Source organism: Rothia sp. P100 (assembly GCF_023712425.1).
Taxonomy (GTDB): Bacteria; Actinomycetota; Actinomycetes; order Actinomycetales; family Micrococcaceae; genus Rothia; species Rothia endophytica.
In genome coordinates this window covers 1-18,652 of record NZ_JAMAYG010000002.1, presented here as the reverse complement: position 1 = coordinate 18,652, position 18,652 = coordinate 1, and the positions used below count along the sequence as shown (strand labels likewise).

Below are 18,652 nucleotides of genomic sequence, written 5' to 3'. Positions count from 1 at the left end.
ACCGGGCTGGCCGGTACATCTTTAGGTGGTGGTGAGTTCTGGATCGCTTGCTACCTGGTCCACATCAGGCAGGTAGGGGGCGAGCGCCGGTAATTGGTCAAGGGATTCTAGCCCGAGTTTCTCTAACAGGGTGTCAGTGGTGATGTACTGGGTGATGCCCTTTTCATCGGGCACTGTCTCGGTAATCAGTCCGCGGGCTTTGAGGTTGCGGATTGCCGCGTCCACATTCACTCCGCGCACCTGCGCCACGTAGCTGCGGGTGGCAGGTTGCTGGTAGGCAATTACGGCAAGGGTTTCTAATGCTGCCCTGCTGAGCTTGGAGCTCTGAGCGCCTACCACGAATCGTCCCACCCAGGGTGAAAAGCCCTGCCGAGCGTAGAGTCGCCAGCCTCCGGCGATGCGGCGCAGTTCGAACCCTCGAGGTTCATGCACGGTCTCACCGTCGTCATAGCCGTTGTATTCACGGTAGAGCTGATCTAGGGCTGTCTCAATAGCATGTTCTGAGACAATCAGAGCTGCCGAAAATTCCCGTGCTGAAACAGGGACGTCCGCCACAGCTAGAATCGCTTCAATGGCGGCCTTGATCCCGCCGGGTTGAAGTTCTACCCGGGATAGCTGGTTCTCTGCTTGAACCTCTTGTTCTGCCGTAGGTTCTGAGGCTTCTTTATCCCAGGGGTTGTGTTCCCTTACCGAGGCTGGTGAAGCTTCACTAGCAGAGTCTGAGCTCTCATCCTCACTGTCAAAGCCCCACGATCCACTGTTGAGAATATCGAGGTCATTGTCAGTGTAGTCGGGGTTCTGCGCCTTATTCTCGTTCATGCGCCCTCCCTTTCCTCGTGTTCAGCAGTGGGCGGCGCGCTGACGGTGATTGGACCCAGTGTCTGCGGTTGGTCCACGAGCAGCGCTCCCTCCTTGAAGAGTTCAAGCACCGCTAAAAATCGCACGATCGCCACCTCTACCGCAGAAGCATCGGTGATGATCTCGGTAAAGGTCACTTTGCCCCGCTCTTCTAGTTGCGCCATGATATGAGCTTCTTCGGCTGCGATAGTCGTTAGGGGTATATGTAGGTGGTCGGTCTCAACTTCGGAGCTTGGCCTCGAGGAGCCTTCTTTATCACGTGCAGGGTTAAGCGCTGCAGCCGCAATACGTGCAAACTCTTCTGGGCTTAGGTCAAAAACAAGCTCCGGCAGCACCTTGCTAAAGCGGGGGTCCAAGGCAACGGTACGGGGGAACCGGTGGGCTTCGGCAACGTACCGTTCTTCTAGAACAGCGGTCACTTCGCGGTAGGCACGGTACTGCAAGAGCCGAGCAAAGAGCAGGTCGCGTGCCTCAAGCAGGTCGGTATTAGCTGTGATGTGCGCAGCACCTCGGGGTAAAAGGCGAGCGGCCTTGAGATCCAGCAGGGTGGCTGCAGTGACCAGAAATTCGCTGGCGGTGTTAAGGCCTCGGTCGGTGTCTGCATCAAAGACACCGCTGATGTAGCTGAGAAATCCATCGGTTACCTCAGCAAGTGCGATATCGGTGATATCCAGTTTCTTGCGGGTAATGAGGTGGAGCAACAGGTCAAAGGGCCCTTCAAAGTTGCTCAGGTGAAGGGCAAAGGGGGCGGACGCCGGTGTCTGCGGGGGTGCGTTGAGCTCTTGTACTGGTGTCGGTACCATCACGGCAGCGAATCTTTCTGTGTCAGTCGGCTCAGGGTGAGACCGGTTGAAACGTATCTTTCTCTATTGTGCCAACCGACTCAGTGGCTTTCAAGGCTTAGTGAGCGATAGCTCGCCCACAGCAACCCCCTAAAGATACACCAGGACGCCCGCTGAGGCGTCCTGGTCTTGAAAGCAAGTGGTGGTAGGTTGCCCTGATGTTAGGGCGCTCCGCCCCGTGAAATGAGTTCGCGGGCCAGCTGGCGGTAGGCATCCGCGCCGGGGTGATTCGATGCGTAAGAGAGGATGGGCTCTGCGGACACCGAGGCGTCGGGGAATTTGACGGTTCGTTTGATGACCGTGTCAAAGACCTTGTCTCCGAAGGCATCAACAATGCGGGCTAGCACCTCTTTGGAGTGCAGGGTGCGGGAATCAAACATGGTGGCCAGCACGCCGTCAATTTCCAGCTTGGGGTTGAGGCGGTCCTGCACCTTTTCGATGGAGTCCACCAGCAGGGCAACGGCACGCAAGGCAAAGAATTCGCAGATGAGCGGGATGATAACGCCGTGGCTGGCGGTCAGTGCGTTGACGGTCAGTAGCCCCAGTGAGGGCTGGCAGTCGATCAAAATGACGTCGTAGTCGTTTTCAACGGCGCGCAGGGCAGAAGCAAGAACCTGCTCACGGGCGACCTCGTTGACCAGCTGCACTTCTGCTGCCGAAAGGTCAATGTTGGCGGGCAACAGGTCGACGTTGGGCACGCCCGTTTCTAGAATGACGTCACGCACATTGACCTTGCGGTCCATCATGACGTTGTAGACAGTCAGCTCAAGTTCGTGGGGGTTGGCTCCGAAACCTGCCGAGAGCGCACCCTGGGGGTCAAAGTCCACCAGGAGAACGCGACGTCCGACTTCAGCCAGTGCAGCGCCCAGGTTGATGGTCGAGGTTGTTTTGCCGACGCCACCCTTTTGGTTCACCATCGAAATGATGCGGGCCGGGCCGTGGGTGTCAAGCGGTGCGGGGTCGGGGTAGACGCGCAGGGGGCGGCCGGTGGGGCCGAGCTGCTCTGCTCCGGTTTCAGTCACTGGTACTCACCTTTAGTTTTATTTAAACACTTTTACCCATCAGTCTACTGGGTGCGGCAAACCGAGGGTATTTATCAGAGCCTCAGCGGTTTTTGAAGGCCAATATAGCACCCTCTACCCTCATCCCTTCAGTACGTAAAATGACCGTGTTTGTTACGGTCGAGCGTGGAGCTGAAAGCTGGACACTCGACCGCAACAAGCACGGTCATCTCTTCACTGATGTGGTGGTCCTATTGGGACTTAAGTACCTTGGCAATATCGTCCAGCACCGCCATATCCTCGATGGTTGAAGGCACCTTGTAGTCCTCTCCATCAGCAATCTGCCGCATGGTTTTGCGCAGAATCTTGCCTGATCGGGTTTTGGGTAGCCCCTCAACGATTTTGACGTCCTTGAAGTCAGCAACCGCACCAATATCATTGCGGACGCTGGCAATGAGCTCGCTAGCCAACTGCTCTTCACTGATGTCAGCCCCTGTTTTGAGCACCACGTAACCAGCGGGACGTTGGCCCTTGAGCTGGTCAGCGAGACCGATGACCGCGCACTCAGCAACTGCCGGGTGCGCTGCCAGCACCTGCTCCATGGCACCGGTTGAAAGGCGGTGGCCTGAAACGTTGATGACGTCGTCTGTGCGTCCCATCACGAAGACGTAGCCGTCCTCATCAATGTAGCCGCTGTCGCCGGTGGCGTAGTAGCCTTCAAACGCTTCAAGGTAGGAGGAGATAAAGCGGTCATCGTTCCCCCAGAGCGTAGGCAGGTTACCCGGAGGCATGGGGAGTTTAATGGCAAGGTTGCCTTCCTCTCCCGGGCCGACTGGTTCACCGAAGGGGTCTAACACCTGCAAATTATAGCCCGGACTAGGCACTGAGGGTGAGCCAGGTTTGAGGGGTAGAGCTTCAAGCCCGCGGGGGTTAGCTGCGATAGCCCACCCGGTTTCGGTCTGCCACCAGTTATCGATTACAGGTACACCCAGCTTCTCGGTGGCCCAGTGGTAGGTCTCGGGGTCTAGGCGTTCCCCGGCAACAAAGAGCAGTTTCAGTGAAGATGTATCATAGTCTGCCAGCAGTGAAGCCTCAGGGTCAGCTTTACGGATAGCGCGCAGGGCGGTGGGGGCGGTAAAGAGAGACTTTGCGTTCGAGTCCTGAATAACGCGCCAGAAGGCGCCGGCATCGGGGGTGCCTACCGGCTTGCCTTCATAGAGCACACTGGTTGCGCCAGCGATGAGGGGGCCGTACACGATGTAAGAATGCCCAACCACCCATCCGACGTCCGAGGCACACCAGAGCACCTCACCGGGGCCAACATCGTAGATGTTCTTCATGGTCCAGGCGAGGGCGACTGCGTGCCCGCCGTTATCTCGCACGACGCCTTTTGGTGCGCCAGTGGTACCCGAGGTATAGAGGATGTAGAGAGGGTCGGTTGCCTTGACGGTCACCGGCTCATGGGGCTGCGCTGCTGCCATGGCATCACCTGCAGACTGCCAGGTAACCGCACCGCCAGTGTCTTTAGCCTTCTGCTCAGCTTCTTCTACCGTATGCTCGAAGCCTTCCCGCTCGAACACCAGCACTGCACTGGGTTTGCTCGCCGATAGATCCATCGCCTTTTCTACCGCGGGAATGTACTCAATGCGACGGCGAGGTTCAACACCGCCTGAAGCGGTCACAATCACGGTGGGCGAGCAGTCATTAATACGGGAGGCTAGTTCAGCAGGTGCGAAGCCGCCGAAAACCACCGAGTGGACGGCGCCCAGGCGGGCTGTTGCCAGCATGGCGACGTGAGCCTGGGGAATCATGGGCATATAAATCAGCACACGATCGCCCTTGCCTACACCGGCGTTGGCGAGCGCGCCGGCGAAAAGCTCAACATCTTTCTTGAGTTCGGCGTAGCTGATTTCTTGGCGGGTGCCCAGCATGGCTGAATCGTAAATAATTGCGGTCTGATTGCCTCGCCCTGCCTCAATGTGCCGGTCTACTGCGTTGTAGCAGGTATTAAGTTCACCGTCTGGGAACCAGCGGTAGATGGGTGCAGCGCTATCGTCGATGATGGTCTGAGGTTTGGTGACCCAGGTGATGTTCTCGGCTTGCTCAAGCCAGAATTTTTCTGGGGTCTCAATACTTGCCCGGTAGGTTTCTTGGTAGGTGGTCATCGGATTACTCCTGAGGGGCGTTGGGTGGTGTGTGGCGGGAGGGGTTGAGATAAATTTAGTGCTAGTCATCACAATAAGCAATAATTTGTATACAAAATTTCAGGGTTTTTCATTTTTTCCGTAAAAATCTGCCATCCAGAAGAAATATTGGCGCTCAATGTATACAAAAGGGGTGTTTGCGTTTTATGGTGGTGTCAGCACAACACCATGTGCCGTATCACACCGAGAGGATGAGCTGATGAGAGCTAGCGATCTTGCCTACCAGAGCCTGCGCAGCGACATCATGGAGGGAACGCTCTCACCTGGTTCTGTGATTGTAGAAGTAGAGCAGTCTGAACGACTGGGAGTTTCACGTACACCTATCCGCGAAGCAATCTCGCGGTTACTCTCGGACGGCCTTGCGGAGCCAGCACCGGGGCGCGGCGTCATCGTTGCCCCTATTTCTCTTGAAAATGTCTACTCGCTCTTTGAGTTAAGGGTTTCATTAGATTGCACCGCCGCCGCTCTAGCTGCCGGCCGTGGGGATGCCACCCGCTTTATGCGTCTTGCGGAGCGGTTTAAGCAAGCGGCAGCTATTCTAGCTGCGGGTCAAGGGAATATTGCTGAGTACTATGCTCTGGTCGATGAGTTAGATACTGCCATTGATGCGGCGGCAGCTAACCGCTATCTCTACCAGGTTCAATTAACCTTACGTACCCAGCTAACCCGCATTAGGAAGCTGTCAAAGACCAACCCCGTCAGGTTAGCCCAGGCCGCTGATGAACATGCCCAGATAGCTCGTTGCATTGCCTCTCAGGACGCGCAACTGGCTGAAGCCGCTACACGGCTGCACCTGGCCAACGCACTCTTCGCTATCGAAGAGGCAGCCGCCTCCCAAGAGCAGCACGGTCTCTTTGAAGTAGCTGCCCACCCCTAAATCTACCGCTGGTAGCGGAGCTGCTACCGGCGTCCACCTCTACAAAACGACATGATGAAAGAGAGATAACCCTATGACAGTCAACCACAAGGTTCGTGTTTACCGCTCAGAAGAAAACCTCCCCCGCGAAGAGCAGCTTGCCTACAAAATGGCTCTGGTTGCTACCGATCCGGTAGAGGTGCTCCCCGAAGTTGAAGAGATGGTGATTAACCGTGTCATCGATAACGCTTCGGTTGCTATCGCCTCCCTTAACCGCGGGCCTATCATTTCTGCTCGCGACCAGGCACTGGCCCACGCGGCTGGCCCCGGTGGTAGCGGCGCAGGAATTTTCGGTGTGGACGCTGCCAGCAAGAAGGTCTCTCCCGAATGGGCAGCCTGGGCTAACGGTGTTGCGGTCCGCGAACTGGACTACCACGACACTTTCCTGGCAGCTGAGTACTCTCACCCTGGCGATAATATTCCCCCCATTCTGGCAGTTGCTCAGCACGTGGGGAGCAACGGCCGCGACCTCATCCGCGGTATCGCTACCGGTTACGAGATTCAGGTAGACCTGGTTAAGGCGATCTGCCTGCACAAGCACAAAATTGACCATGTGGCCCACATTGGTCCCTCAGCTTCAGCCGGTATCGGCACCCTGCTGGGTCTGGACACGGAGACCATCTTCCAGGCCATTGGCCAGGGCCTGCATACCACCACCGCTACCCGCCAGTCTCGTAAGGGCGAAATTTCAACCTGGAAGGCACATGCCCCCGCCTTCGCCGGCAAGATGGCGGTTGAAGCTGTTGACCGTGCAATGCGCGGCCAGACTTCCCCCGTTCCCATCTACGAAGGTGAGGACGGCGTCATCGCTTGGATGCTGGATGGCCCCGACGCCCTCTACGAGGTGCCTCTGCCAGAGGCAGGCGAAGCCAAGCGCGCGATCCTAGACACCTACACCAAGGAACACTCGGCGGAGTACCAGGCACAGGCTTGGATCGACCTCGCACGTAAGCTTAACCGCGAACACCCCGAGTTTGCTCACCCCGAGAACATCGAATCCATCGTGCTACACACCAGCCACCACACCCACTACGTCATTGGCTCGGGCGCAAATGACCCTCAGAAGTACGATCCCACTGCTACCCGCGAGACCCTGGATCATTCCATCCCCTACATCTTCACCGTCATGCTGCAGGACGGCGAGTGGGACCACGTTGGCTCCTACGCCCCCGAGCGGGCTCAACGGGCGGACACTGTAGCTCTCTGGCACAAGGTCACCACCGCTGAGGACGCCGAGTGGACCCGTCGCTACCACTCCACCGACGTTGCAGAAAAGGCCTTCGGTGGCCGCGTAGAAATCAAACTCACCAATGGCGAGACTTTCAGCGAAGAAATCGCTGTTGCTGACGCCCACCCACTGGGGGCCCGCCCCTTCGCCCGCAAGGACTACATCGGTAAGTTCCGCAAGCTGGCTGAGGGTAAGGTTTCTGAAGCTGAGCAGAACCGCTTCCTGGAGGCTGCTGAGAACCTGGCTCACCTCAAGGACGGTGAGCTGGACGCTCTGAACATCACCGCCAGCATCGAGCTGGAAACCGGTAAGGGAGGCATCTTCTAATGCTGTACGCTCAGAAAACCCCTGCTCAGAAGCGCCTAGAGCTCCGCAAAATGCTGGCATCGGGTGACATTAAACAGTTCCCGGGTGCTTACACCCCCCTCTCTGCTCGCCTGATTGAAGAGAAGAAGTTTGACGGAGTCTACATCTCGGGTGCTGTACTGGCTAACGAGCTGGGTTTCCCCGACGTCGGGCTAACTACCCTCTCTGAGGTTGCCCAGCGCGCCGGGCAGATTGCCCGCGTCACCAACCTACCTGCCATTGTGGACGCTGACACCGGCTTCGGCGAACCCATGAACGTTGCCCGCACTATTCAAGAATTTGAAGAGTATGGGCTGGCTGGCTGCCACATTGAGGACCAGTTCAACCCCAAGCGCTGCGGCCACCTTGACAACAAGAACATGGTTGATCTTGAAACCGCTACGAAGCGTATTAGAGCGGCGGCAGAAGCCCGCAGGGATCCCAACTTCCTCATTATGGCACGCACCGACTTGCGCGGTATCTCATCGCTTGAAGAGACCATCGACCGTATCAAGGCTCTCGTGGACGCTGGGGCCGATGCAATCTTCCCCGAAGCGATGAAAGATCTCAGCGAGTTTGAGGCTGTCTGCAACGCGGTGGATGTGCCGGTCCTAGCCAACATGACGGAGTTTGGTAAAAGTGAGCTCTTCACCAAGGAGCAGCTAGCGGCCGTAGGTATCAACATGATCATCTACCCCGTCACCCTGCTGCGCTCCTCCCTGGGAGCAATGGAAGGTGTCCTGGACACCATCGCCTCAACGGGAACCCAGGAGGGATACGTCGATAAGATGCTGACCCGCGCCCGTCTCTACGACCTCGTTGATTACGAGGCCTACAATCAGTTCGATACCGGCATCTTCAACTTTGAGGTCCCTGACCGGTTCACATCCTAGCGGTTCCCGCGCCCCAGCGTCCGCCCGGTATTAACGCTCGGCCGGGCGGACGCCTCCACTTTCGAGCACTGACAGATTCAAAGGAGAAACCCATGTCAGAACAGTTGGACGTCAAACGCGGACTAGCCGGCGTCGTTGCCGACTACACCGCTGTTTCCAAGGTCAACGCTGAGACCAATTCCCTGCTCTACCGCGGCTACCCGGTGCAGCAGCTCGCTGAGGTCCCTTTTGAAAAGGTAGCCCTCCTACTCTGGAACGGTGAGCTTCCCACCGCTGAACAACTAGAAGAATTTACCGCTTTCGAGCGTAGCCACCGTGCGCTCTCCCCCGGTCTCAAAGCTGTGATTGATGCTTTGCCCACCGACTGCCACCCCATGGATGTCTGCCGCACCGCAACCTCCTTCCTGGGTGCTACCGATCCCCAGAGCGAAGACCTCTCCCCCGAAAATGAGCTACGCAAGGCATGGGAACTTTTTGCCACCATGCCGGCCGTGGTCTGCTACGACCAACGCCGCCGCCGGGGCCAGGATGTTATCGAGCCTCGCGAGGAGCTGGACTACTGTGACAACTTCCTCTACATGGCCTTCGGTGAGGTACCCGTAGCTGAGGTCAAGACCGCTTTCAATGTTTCCATGGTCTTGTACGCAGAGCATTCCTTCAACGCCTCGACCTTCACCGCCCGCGTCATCACTTCTTCCCTGTCTGACCTTCATTCCGCAGTCACCGGTGCCATCGGTGCCCTCAAGGGCCCCCTGCACGGCGGCGCGAATGAAGCAGTCCAGCACACCTTTGATGAAATCGGTGTGAATGAGGGTGAGAGCGAAGCTGATGCCAAGGCGCGGGCAAAGGCTTGGATGGACGCCGCACTAGCTGAAAAAAAGAAGGTCATGGGCTTTGGGCACCGCGTCTACAAGAAGGGTGACTCCCGTGTTCCTACCATGCAGAAGTCCTTCTTCGATATGGTGGAGCACTATGGCCGCCACGATCTCATCGGTCTCTATAAAGGTCTGGCAGAGTCAATGGACGAAGCCAAGGGAATCAAGCCCAACCTGGACTACCCTGCCGGCCCCACCTACCATCTGATGGGCTTCGATACCCCCACCTTCACTCCTATCTTCGTCTGTTCCCGCATCACCGGTTGGACGGCGCACATACTGGAACAGCGCGCTAACAACTCGCTGATTCGCCCGCTTTCTGCCTATAACGGTGTGGAAGAGCGGCAGCTGCCCTAGCGTGATGTTCTAGTCTCAAACCGCGGTGCTCCATGATATGAAAGTTCATGGGGCACCGCGGTTTTATTGTGCCCGGGGGTGGTGAGCAGCAAAAACTTCGCGCAGGGTATCAGCGGTAACCTTGGTGTAGACCTGGGTGGTGGTGACCGAGGCATGCCCCAAAAGTTCCTGGACCACGCGAATATCGGCTCCACCTTCAAGCAGGTGAGTGGCGAAGGAATGACGCAGGGTGTGGGGTGAAATCTCACCCGGTAGCTTGGCACGTTCAGCGTGTTTTTTGAGAATGAGATAGGCTCCCTGACGGGTCAGCCTGCCCCCTCGAGCATTCAGGAAGAGAGCCGGGGTGCCCTTACCTTTGGAAGCTAGTGAGGGCCGCGAGCGCACTCGATAGTCCTCAATCGCCCTGGCTGCGTAGGATCCAACGGGGACTACCCGCTCTTTGTTCCCTTTGCCAAAAAGGCGGGCAACAGCGGGAACACTGGCTGTGCTCTCTGTACCGGTGTTCTCGCTCTCCCTGTCAAAAACCACGTCATCTAAGTCAACATTGATTACTTCAGAAATACGTGCACCGGTGGAATAGAGAAACTCTAGAATGGCACGATCCCTCAGCCCAACCTCAGTGGTGATATCAGGTGCTTCGAGCAGGCGAGTTACTTGCTCTACAGGGACTGCTTTGGGCAGGCGCGCCCCCGGCGTCGGTGGCTGTACCCCGGCGGCAGGGTCAATCGTTGTAACGTTCTCTCGCAACCAGAATTTATGGGCGCCTCTCACCCCCACGATGATGCGGGCGATAGAGCGCTGGCTCAGCGGTTTTCCTGATGCTGAGGGGGTCTCAGCACAGGCTACAGCAAAGTCCCGCACGTGTTTTTTAGTGATAAACCGCGGGGCAATTACACCTACACTTGCCAGGTAGTCCCGGTAACGGTTTAAATCCCGCCCGTAGGCGGCGAGGGTGTTCTTAGCTAGTCCTCGTTCTAGCCCCAGGTACTGGAGGTAGCTTTCGATGGAGCGTTCAAGTTCCGTGGGGCGGGGTTGGGGCACTAGCGCAGGCTCCCCAACGAACCGCGGGTATCGGGGTCTCGCAGGTAGGGGTGAGCAGGCCAGGGTGCATCCGCCGGAGTTAGAGTTTTAAAGTTGCTCAAGGATGCAGCGTGGGCTGCCAACACACCCATAATCGTGCTGGGCGAATGTAACCTCGCCGCCAGGATCGCGGCTACGACCTCGTCCATATCGAACCAGCGGGCCACAATTTCAGCTTCCTCCCCCTCGCGCTCCTGCTTCTCCTCATGGGGGATTTCGCTAATACCTCGGGCCAGGAAAACCCTGTTTGCTTCGGTCGAGCAACCCGGTGAGTTATGGTATTCCATGAGAGTGTCCCAGCGCTCGGCTTGCAGGAAGGTTTCCTCAGCTAGCTCACGCCGAGCTGCGGTCAGGGGCTCCTCGCCGGCGATATCGAGCATGCCGGCAGGAATTTCCCACAGGTTCATGCCCACTGGCTGGCGGTACTGGTTAATCAAAAGCACCTGGTTCTTCTCGTTGAGCACCACGATAGCCACCGCGCCGGGGTGGGTGATGTAGTCCCGCCCCATCGACTCTCCATCCTCGGTAAGGGAGAAGTCATCGCGCACCACGTCCCAGATGAAGCCCTCGAACTTGGTCTCAGATTTCTGCACGAAACGTGGGTTCACCACATCGGCTAGCATCTGCTGGTCGACTGCCTCCTGACGGGCGTCAATACGCGGCGCTGTGCCGTCCTTACGGCTTACCTGCTGCTTCATAGCTTCTCCTTCTCAAACGTCGACTGGTCTGATGGGCATATCTTTAGCCCAAGACTTTAGAGCTGCCCGGCTGCTTCCAGCAGCTCACGGGCGTGTTCTTGTGCAGATGCTGACTGATCGTGCCCCGAGAGCATGCGGGCCAGCTCAACCACGCGTTCTTCGGTAGAGAGCACATTCACCTTGGACAGTGAAGCATCATCATTCTTAAGCACCAGGATGTGCTGGTCAGCGAAAGCTGCCACCTGCGGCAGGTGGGTGACGACCAGCACCTGCACGTTCTTGGCCAACATGGCCAGGCGGCGGCCGATTTCGATGGCTGCTTTACCGCCGACGCCGGAGTCCACCTCGTCAAAGATAAAGGTGGGCACCGGGTCCACCTCAGAAAGCACAACTTCAAGAGCCAACATGACGCGGGATAATTCACCCCCTGATGCGCCTTTGCCCAGGGGCCGCGGAACGGCCTGGCGATGGGGTGCCAGCATAAAAGTCACGGCATCTTTACCGAAGCGGTTGAATTTCTCGGTCTCTTCGACCTTAACCACCAGTGAAGCATTGGGCATGGCAAGGGCAGTTAGTTCTTCGCTGACGGCAGCAGCTAGCTTTGAGGCAGCTGTACGGCGTAGTTCCATGAGAGCCCGTGCCTGCTCCCCTAGAGTCTCACGAAGTTCACGCAATTCAGCTTCCAGGGTTTCCTGGCGGGCCGGGTCATCACCGAGAGTATCAAGGCGGGCACGTGATTCTTCAGCCCAGGCCAGAACCTCTGCGATATCCGCCCCGTACTTGCGGGTGAGACCTTTGAGTTGGGCGCGTCGGTGTTCTACTTCTGCCAGGCGTTCAGGGCCTTCAGAATCTAGACCGGAGGTGTAGGCTGATACCTCTTCGGCGATATCGGTGATGTGAATCAAAGCCTCATTAAGTCGATCAGAAAGAGTTTTAAGGTCTTCATCGGCATCCGATTCAGAGGCTAGCGCAGTACGGGCTGAATCCAGCAACCCCAGCACGTTAGGGGCATCAGCATCCCCGTATTCGGTACCGGCCAGAGCAGCTGAGGCAGTGGTGGCGGCCAGACGTAGAGACTCAACATTGGTGAGTTTTTGGCTCTCTGCGTAGAGAGCCTGATCCTCACCTTCAAGAGGGTTGACGCTGTCAATTTCTGCTAGAGCGCCCTGCAAAGTCTGTGCTTCCAAGGCGCGGGCGCGAGTATTTTCTCGCACATCCCGTAGCTCACCAGCAGCCTGCTTGAAGCGTTCGTAGTTCTTCTCGTATTGAGCGAGTAGGCTTCCAAGTTTTTTACCGGCACAAGAATCTAGGGCATGACGCTGCTCGGCAGAAGACTTGAGGCGCAACTGATCTGACTGACCGTGCACTGCCACCAGCGTATGCCCGATATCAGCTAGCGTCCCAATAGGGGCTGAAACCCCGCCCACATGGGCACGAGAGCGCCCCGAAGCATTAACGGTTCTCGCCAACAGTAGTTCACAAGAACCATCTTCCAGTTCCTCAGTTGATCCCCCGGCGTCATCGGCTAGCCCAATGGCTCTGTGCCCCGCTGGCAGTTTAATGACGGCCTCAGCCAAAGCGCTAGAAGCCCCATTGCGCACGCTGGAGGCATCAGAACGTGCGCCCAGTAGCATCCCCAGCGCGGTAACCACCATGGTCTTACCAGCACCAGTCTCACCGGTCAGCACAGAGAAGCCCGGTTCTAGGGGAAGGCGGGCATCGGTGATGACCCCTAAATCGCGCAGATGAATCTCTTCAATCACGGGCTATACTCCTGGGCTGGGGCGGCTAATGGGCAAGGCCGATGTGGCAGGGCTAGCCGTACTGGGGCCTCGCCAACCGGTAGTAGGTAGCTCAAACTTTCGGACCAGACGCTCAGAGAAGGGAGCCGGGTGCATACGGGCTAGGCGCACCGGTTTGGACGATCGCGTCACCTCGATACGGGCCCCGGGCGGTAAATCGCGGGTTCGGCGCCCGTCGCACCAGAGTACACCTTCAGCACCGTTGGTGGGTAGCAGCTCGACCGCCATCATCGAGGTCGGGGCAGTCACCAGTGGCCGAGCAAAGAGCGCGTGGGCAGATAAGGGAACCATGAGCATGGCTTCAACGCTGGGCCAGATAATGGGCCCTCCCCCAGAGAAGGCATAGGCTGTTGAGCCGGTGGGCGTTGCCAGCACCACCCCGTCACAGCCAAAGCCTGAGAGCGGGCGGCGATCGACCTCAATGACTACTTCAATCATTTTCTGGCGGTTACCTTTTTCAACGCTGGCCTCGTTCAGCGCCCAGGTATCGAGGATTTTTTCCCCGCCTTTCCAGACCTTAACGTCAATGGCCATGCGCTCTTCAACGGTATAGTCGCCGGAGACAATGCGGTCTACTGTTTCAGCAAGGTCAAACTCTTCCGCTTCTGCAAGGAAGCCCACGTGACCCAAGTTGACGCCCACCAAGGGGATTTGGGTGTGCCGGATCATCTCGGCTGCGCGCAGAATAGAACCATCCCCACCCAGCACCACGCCCAGTTCAATCTCGTTGAGAGCAACACTTTCGTGTGCGACCGCCACGGGCACAGGGTTCTGCCATCTCTGGGTCAGCGCTTCAAGGTCCGCTCGGTTCATCACCGGCACCAAACCCGCCGCATGCAGCTGGGCACAGGCCGCCCGGGCAGCGTCTCGGGCTTCGCTTCGCCCGGTGTGGGCAAAAACTAAAATCTTGCGAGTATCGTTACCGTCTATGAACACGGGGGCGCTAGTTTCATTCACAGTTTTAGGCTAGCTGAAAGTAGCTCTTTTTTCCTCACTAGAAACACAAAACACCGAAGTTTTCGAACATTTATTCGAAAATTCGGTGTTTTGGTGGGTTACTCCGGTTTGTGGCACCAGAGGAAAAATTCGACATTACCGTCCTGACCGGGGAGCGAGCTCTCTTCCTGCCCCCTGATAACTAATCCGTACTCTTCGGCACAGGCCCGCACCGAGTTAACAGCATCCTGGCGTGCTTGGGGGTCTGTGACCACGCCGCCCCTGCCTACACGAGCACTTCCGACCTCGAATTGTGGCTTTACCATCAGCACGAGATCTCCACCTGCCCGGGTCACTTCTGCTAGAGGTTCAAGCACCTTGGTCAGAGAGATGAAAGATAGGTCAGTGACCGTCAGGTCCACCTGGCCACCAATATCTTCTGAGTCCATGTGGCGCACGTTCATGCCCTCATACACATCAACTTTGGGGTGTTCCCTCAGCTCAGGTACCAGTTGACTGTGCCCAACGTCCACCGCTGCCACCAGGGTGGCACCCCGCCGCAGCAGGACGTCGGTGAAACCGCCGGTTGATGCACCAGCGTCCAGGCAGCGTTTGCCCTCTACGGTAATGCCCGTAAAGGTATCGAGAGCACCGGCCAGTTTATGTCCGGCACGACTGACGTACTCGGTCAGCTCGCTGCGGGTGATGCTGACGGTATCACCCTCCCGCACTTTCTGGCCAGCCTTGGTGGCAGGCTGACCGTTGACATTCACCAGGTCAGCGTCAATCATCTTAATAGCCAGGGTACGAGAACGGGCAATACCCGCCTGCACCATGTAGTGGTCAAGTCTCATATTGCCCGTTTCCTTATGTAGTGTATTAGCCTCAGCAGCTAGTTGAGGCTTTCCTGCAGCTCTTCAGCTAACCTGGCGTAACGGTCGATTCGTTCGCTGGGGTCCAGTGCCAGGGCAGCTTCTAAAGCGGCTTCAAATTCAGGGTCTAGCTCTACGCTAGGCTCTTCTTTAGCCACGGTTGAATACCTCAGGAGCTTTGGGAGCCTCGTGCACGTCTGGGTGAGCTACCCACCAGGCTGCGCAGGCAACTCGCCAGCTATCGACCTCTGCACCGGCTCCGTTCAGAGTCAGTTCGTTCCCCTTCACCTCAGCAACAAAGCCAGCGGCTTCTGCTCTTGCTCCAGTAGGGGTAACCTCCACATCGATTTGCGGATAGGGCTCAAAAAAGCCCTCCAGGGTTTCAATAATGTAAGTCGGACGCTCGATGGTAATGGCAGCCAGCACCGACTGGTAGGTATCAACGCCGGTCATCACCATAGCGGTTGCTATCTGTGCCCTATTTCCACCTTGAATATCGGTATCCAGACGGTCACCCACAACCACCGGACTGGTAGAGCCCAGCTTCTGCGCAGCGGTGGTAAAGATCGGTGACTCGGGCTTACCTGCCACCTGGGGTTGACGCCCAGTAGCTGTGGCAACAGCACCGACGAGGGTCCCATTCCCCGGAGCGATACCGCGCTCCTTGGGGATAGTGAAATCCGTATTGGAGGCAACCCAGAGCACAGATTTATCGGCTAAGGTGTAGGCAGCCTCAGCGAGGTCTTCCCACACCATCTTGGGGTTAAAGCCCTGAGCTACAGCGACCGGCTCATCGTGCTGCGATCGAACCGGGGTAAGACCGGCAGCTTGAACGCAGTCCGCTAACGCCTGGGCCCCTGTAATTAGCACCTTAGCGCCTGCGGGTAGCTGTGCAGCCAGAAGCTCAGCAGCTGCCTGAGCAGAGCTGATAACGTGTTCAGCGTCAGTCGTGACGCCCAGCTCTACCAGGTGCGCAGCAACCGCATCAACGCTCCGTGAAGCGTTGTTGGTAACAAAAGCAACCTGCACTCCGGCGTCCTGAGCACGGTTGAGCGCATCAGGAGCCCCCTCAATCGCTAAGGGACCAGCGTAGACTACGCCGTCAAGGTCAGAAAGAATTGCATCGTGCGCATCAAGCAAGCTCTTAGTCACGGCTATCGTCCGCTTCAACGGCAAAGAGGGAGTCTTCAGTTGCTTGTTCTTCGGTCACGGTCTGCTCAACAGCAGACTGCGCAAGTGCGGCATCTAGCTGCTCTTCATCATCTTCAACGCCATCAATGGGTTCAGTTACTTCGCCCAACAGTTCAGCTATTTCTTCTTCGACACTGGGCTCTTCAGTCACCACGTCATCAGCCTGGTCTTCGTCTTCCAGGTCAATGGCCACTTCTTCGGGTTCGAACAGATCGTCCTCAGTGAAGATATCGAAGATTTCAGGTTCAGCGAATTCTCCCTGGCCCAGGGCAGCCTCGGTGACTACGGCTAGGCGTGCCCAACGGCGTGCTTCAGCAACACGGCCGTCCTCTTCCAGAAGATCGGCGTAGGCCTCAAACAGGCGGGGTGAGTAGTCAAAGCCGCGCTTAGGATCCAGTTCGGGAATCTCTAGGGCGCTAATTGCTTTCTTCAGCTCGCCGGCATCATGGTGTATACCGGAAACCACGATAGCAACCTCTGCGCGCACAGCAGCTGGTACTTCCTCATCCTTAGCCTCTTCGGCCAGGGTAAGTGCTTTCTCCATACGGCCCAGTGCACGCTCACAGTCCACCATCAGTGCCAGGTGATCATTGGACCCGGAGATTCGACGGTGAGTACGCAGTTCGCGTAAGCACAGCTCGTAGTCGTCAGCAGCGTAGGCGGCAACGCCTACAACCTCACGTACCAGCCCGATACGACCAGCTCGCTTTGAAGCTGCAACAGCGTGCTCCAGAGCGAACTCAGGATCAATATCAATGTAGCGCCCTACCATCACCAGGTGCTTGGCTACACCTTCAGCATTTTGAGCTTCGAGCTGGCGCAACGCACGCAGGGTCCAGTTTTCTAGCTCCTGACCCGTTACATCGGTGTCAATTTCAGGTGAGTTGCGGCGGTAATCTGCTACAGGTGCCTGCGCGGCGTCATCCCGCTTAAATTCTTTGCGAGGGCCCTTGTCGAAACTGCGGTCATCACGACGGTTTGAGTCCCGGCCTCCGCGGTCGTCAAAACGCTTGGGCCCGCGGTCATTACGGTTATTGTCGTAGGAGCGGTTGCCGCCGCGATCATTACGGTCAAAATTCCTGTTACCGCGGTCCTCACGAGGGCGATCACCGTCAGAACGGCGAGGACCGAAACCACCGCGGTCATCACGGTTGCCGTAAGAACGTTCACCGTCATTGCGGCGCTTATCAAAGCCGTGATTATTGCGGTCCCCCCGATCATCAAAACGCTTAGGGCCGCGGTCATCACGACGGTCAGAACGATCATTACGACGATCGCCAAAACCACCGCGGTTATCATTTCGCTCATCTCGGCGCTGGCCGTAACCGCCACGATCATTGCGATCATAGCTGCGACCGCCGCGGTCATCACGGAAGGTGCGCTCACCATCAGAACGACGGTTACCGAAACCACCGCGGTCATCACGACGGTCAGAACGATCATTACGACGATCGCCAAAACCACCGCGGTCATCACGACGGTCAGAACGATCATTACGACGATCGCCAAAACCACCACGGTTATCGCGGCTGCCGTAGGAGCGCTCACCATCGTTGCGGCGCCCTCCGAAACCGCCACGGTTATCACGGTCATTGCGCTGGGTTCCGTCGTTTGAACTGCGACGTCTACCGAAACCGCCCTGGAAGTCTCTGTCGTCTACGCGATCCTCACGGCGCTGGCCGTAACCGCCACGATCATTACGATCATAGCTGCGACCGCCGCGGTCATCACGGAAGGTACGCTCACCATCAGAACGACGGTTACCAAAGCCACCACGTTCATCACGGCCTCCGTAGGAGCGCTCACGATCGTTGCGGCGCCCTCCGAAACCACCACGGTCATCACGACGATCTGAACGATCGTTACGGCTATTACCGTGGGAACGGTTTCCACCAGATGAGTGGCGATCGTTATTTTTCTTGTATCCATCGCGATTGTTATCTGAGTGGTTACGTGAGTAGTCAGCCAAGTATGCTCCTTTAAACTTTTTGCGGTAAGGCTCTTTCTAAAGAACCTCTTATTATGCACTGATTCCTAGTGTATCGGGCGTCTGTGCTCGTAAGGAGGTGGGGTCACCTAGTGTTGATGCGTTTTCAGGCACACGCTCATTACTTAGTTTCCCCTTTAAATACAAAAAAAGGGGGGTTCCCACCAAGAAAAAACCACCCAAAAAACACACACCCCCCTTAAAACAAAATAGCCCCTGCCCACAAAGGACAAGAGCTACCTCGAAAAAATAATTGCGGCAACGACCTACTCTCCCACACCGTCACCAGTGCAGTACCATCGGCGCAAAGAGCCTTAACTTCCGGGTTCGGAATGGAACCGGGTGTCTCCCTCTCGCTATAATCACCGCAAACCTGCGAGATTGTTATCTCAAAACCATACAGTGGACGCAAACACAAACAAACCAGCCAACAAACCCTGAAAAAAAATATGTAAGCCTTCGGACTATTAGTACCAGTCAACTCCACGGGAATTCCCCGCGTCCATACCTGGCCTATCAACCCCATCATCTATAGGGATCCTCACACGTTCAAAAAACGCTAGGAAA

At 57.0% G+C, this 18,652-nt stretch carries 16 protein-coding genes and 2 rRNA genes; 4 read left to right on the top strand and 14 right to left on the bottom strand.

Annotated elements, in window-relative coordinates; genetic code table 11:
- Positions 1 to 21: 21 nt before the first annotated feature.
- The 4 genes from scpB to M3668_RS05020 all read right to left on the bottom strand — a co-directional run bounded on the left by scpB (position 22) and on the right by M3668_RS05020 (position 4,866).
- On the bottom strand, positions 22 to 819 hold the full coding sequence (gene scpB, locus M3668_RS05035; protein WP_251379732.1) for an SMC-Scp complex subunit ScpB: 798 nt from the start codon (positions 817 to 819) through the stop codon (positions 22 to 24).
- On the bottom strand, positions 816 to 1,661 hold the full coding sequence (locus M3668_RS05030; protein WP_251380151.1) for a segregation and condensation protein A: 846 nt from the start codon (positions 1,659 to 1,661) through the stop codon (positions 816 to 818). Before M3668_RS05030 ends, scpB begins: the two co-directional genes overlap by 4 nt.
- A gap of 200 nt (positions 1,662 to 1,861) precedes the next feature.
- Complete coding sequence (locus M3668_RS05025; protein WP_237202449.1) at positions 1,862 to 2,722, bottom strand: ParA family protein; 861 nt, start codon at positions 2,720 to 2,722, stop codon at positions 1,862 to 1,864.
- A gap of 230 nt (positions 2,723 to 2,952) precedes the next feature.
- Positions 2,953 to 4,866: a propionyl-CoA synthetase gene (locus tag M3668_RS05020; protein ID WP_251379731.1), complete on the bottom strand. Its 1,914-nt coding sequence runs from the start codon at positions 4,864 to 4,866 to the stop codon at positions 2,953 to 2,955.
- Positions 4,867 to 5,104: 238 nt separating this feature from the next.
- Here M3668_RS05020 and M3668_RS05015 point away from each other — a divergent pair, with 238 nt between their 5' ends.
- From M3668_RS05015 to M3668_RS05000, 4 genes are all read left to right on the top strand, one after another.
- Positions 5,105 to 5,782, top strand: a complete 678-nt coding sequence (locus M3668_RS05015) for a GntR family transcriptional regulator (protein WP_251379730.1) — start codon at positions 5,105 to 5,107, stop codon at positions 5,780 to 5,782.
- Between the two features lie 73 nt (positions 5,783 to 5,855).
- Positions 5,856 to 7,376 carry an MmgE/PrpD family protein gene (locus M3668_RS05010; RefSeq protein ID WP_251379729.1) on the top strand — a complete coding sequence of 507 codons (1,521 nt, stop codon included), beginning with the start codon at positions 5,856 to 5,858 and terminating at the stop codon, positions 7,374 to 7,376.
- The gene (prpB, locus tag M3668_RS05005; RefSeq protein ID WP_251379728.1) at positions 7,376 to 8,287 is read left to right on the top strand and encodes a methylisocitrate lyase; all 912 of its coding nucleotides are present in this window, start codon (positions 7,376 to 7,378) and stop codon (positions 8,285 to 8,287) included. The genes M3668_RS05010 and prpB overlap by 1 nt, the downstream gene beginning before the upstream one ends.
- A 92-nt stretch (positions 8,288 to 8,379) precedes the next feature.
- Entirely contained in the window at positions 8,380 to 9,519 is a 1,140-nt protein-coding gene (locus M3668_RS05000; protein WP_251379727.1) for a bifunctional 2-methylcitrate synthase/citrate synthase, read from the top strand.
- A gap of 63 nt (positions 9,520 to 9,582) precedes the next feature.
- Here M3668_RS05000 and M3668_RS04995 read toward each other — a convergent pair whose 3' ends face one another.
- The 10 genes from M3668_RS04995 to M3668_RS04950 form a co-directional block, all read right to left on the bottom strand.
- Positions 9,583 to 10,560, bottom strand: coding sequence for a site-specific tyrosine recombinase XerD (locus tag M3668_RS04995; protein WP_251379726.1), 978 nt, complete (start codon positions 10,558 to 10,560; stop codon positions 9,583 to 9,585).
- Positions 10,560 to 11,297, bottom strand: coding sequence for an NUDIX domain-containing protein (locus tag M3668_RS04990; RefSeq protein ID WP_353055966.1), 738 nt, complete (start codon positions 11,295 to 11,297; stop codon positions 10,560 to 10,562). Before M3668_RS04990 ends, M3668_RS04995 begins: the two co-directional genes overlap by 1 nt.
- A gap of 56 nt (positions 11,298 to 11,353) precedes the next feature.
- Complete coding sequence (recN, locus tag M3668_RS04985; RefSeq protein ID WP_251379725.1) at positions 11,354 to 13,060, bottom strand: DNA repair protein RecN; 1,707 nt, start codon at positions 13,058 to 13,060, stop codon at positions 11,354 to 11,356.
- Between the two features lie 3 nt (positions 13,061 to 13,063).
- A complete protein-coding gene (locus M3668_RS04980; RefSeq protein ID WP_251379724.1) occupies positions 13,064 to 14,056 on the bottom strand; it encodes an NAD kinase in 993 nt (330 codons plus the stop codon).
- A 98-nt stretch (positions 14,057 to 14,154) separates the two neighbouring features.
- Entirely contained in the window at positions 14,155 to 14,889 is a 735-nt protein-coding gene (locus M3668_RS04975; RefSeq protein WP_251379723.1) for a TlyA family RNA methyltransferase, read from the bottom strand.
- 38 nt (positions 14,890 to 14,927) lie between these two features.
- Positions 14,928 to 15,065, bottom strand: a complete 138-nt coding sequence (locus tag M3668_RS04970) for a GTPase (RefSeq protein ID WP_251379722.1) — start codon at positions 15,063 to 15,065, stop codon at positions 14,928 to 14,930.
- Positions 15,058 to 16,059: an HAD-IIA family hydrolase gene (locus M3668_RS04965; protein ID WP_251379721.1), complete on the bottom strand. Its 1,002-nt coding sequence runs from the start codon at positions 16,057 to 16,059 to the stop codon at positions 15,058 to 15,060. The genes M3668_RS04970 and M3668_RS04965 overlap by 8 nt, the downstream gene beginning before the upstream one ends.
- Positions 16,052 to 18,067: a hypothetical protein gene (locus tag M3668_RS04960; RefSeq protein WP_251379720.1), complete on the bottom strand. Its 2,016-nt coding sequence runs from the start codon at positions 18,065 to 18,067 to the stop codon at positions 16,052 to 16,054. The genes M3668_RS04965 and M3668_RS04960 overlap by 8 nt, the downstream gene beginning before the upstream one ends.
- Before the next feature lie 271 nt (positions 18,068 to 18,338).
- A 5S ribosomal RNA gene (gene rrf / locus M3668_RS04955) occupies positions 18,339 to 18,455 on the bottom strand.
- 77 nt (positions 18,456 to 18,532) lie between these two features.
- A 23S ribosomal RNA gene (locus tag M3668_RS04950) occupies positions 18,533 to 18,652 on the bottom strand; the annotation flags it as partial.

Bases quoted from the DNA above. Each gene is read 5' to 3' on its own strand.
- scpB (WP_251379732.1), bottom strand. From the start codon at position 819: ATGAACGAGAATAAGGCGCAGAACCCCGACTACACTGACAATGACCTC.
- M3668_RS05030 (WP_251380151.1), bottom strand. From the start codon at position 1,661: ATGGTACCGACACCAGTACAAGAGCTCAACGCACCCCCGCAGACACCG.
- M3668_RS05020 (WP_251379731.1), bottom strand. From the start codon at position 4,866: ATGACCACCTACCAAGAAACCTACCGGGCAAGTATTGAGACCCCAGAA.
- M3668_RS05015 (WP_251379730.1), top strand. From the start codon at position 5,105: ATGAGAGCTAGCGATCTTGCCTACCAGAGCCTGCGCAGCGACATCATG.
- M3668_RS05010 (WP_251379729.1), top strand. From the start codon at position 5,856: ATGACAGTCAACCACAAGGTTCGTGTTTACCGCTCAGAAGAAAACCTC.
- prpB (WP_251379728.1), top strand. From the start codon at position 7,376: ATGCTGTACGCTCAGAAAACCCCTGCTCAGAAGCGCCTAGAGCTCCGC.
- M3668_RS05000 (WP_251379727.1), top strand. From the start codon at position 8,380: ATGTCAGAACAGTTGGACGTCAAACGCGGACTAGCCGGCGTCGTTGCC.
- M3668_RS04990 (WP_353055966.1), bottom strand. From the start codon at position 11,297: ATGAAGCAGCAGGTAAGCCGTAAGGACGGCACAGCGCCGCGTATTGAC.
- M3668_RS04975 (WP_251379723.1), bottom strand. From the start codon at position 14,889: ATGAGACTTGACCACTACATGGTGCAGGCGGGTATTGCCCGTTCTCGT.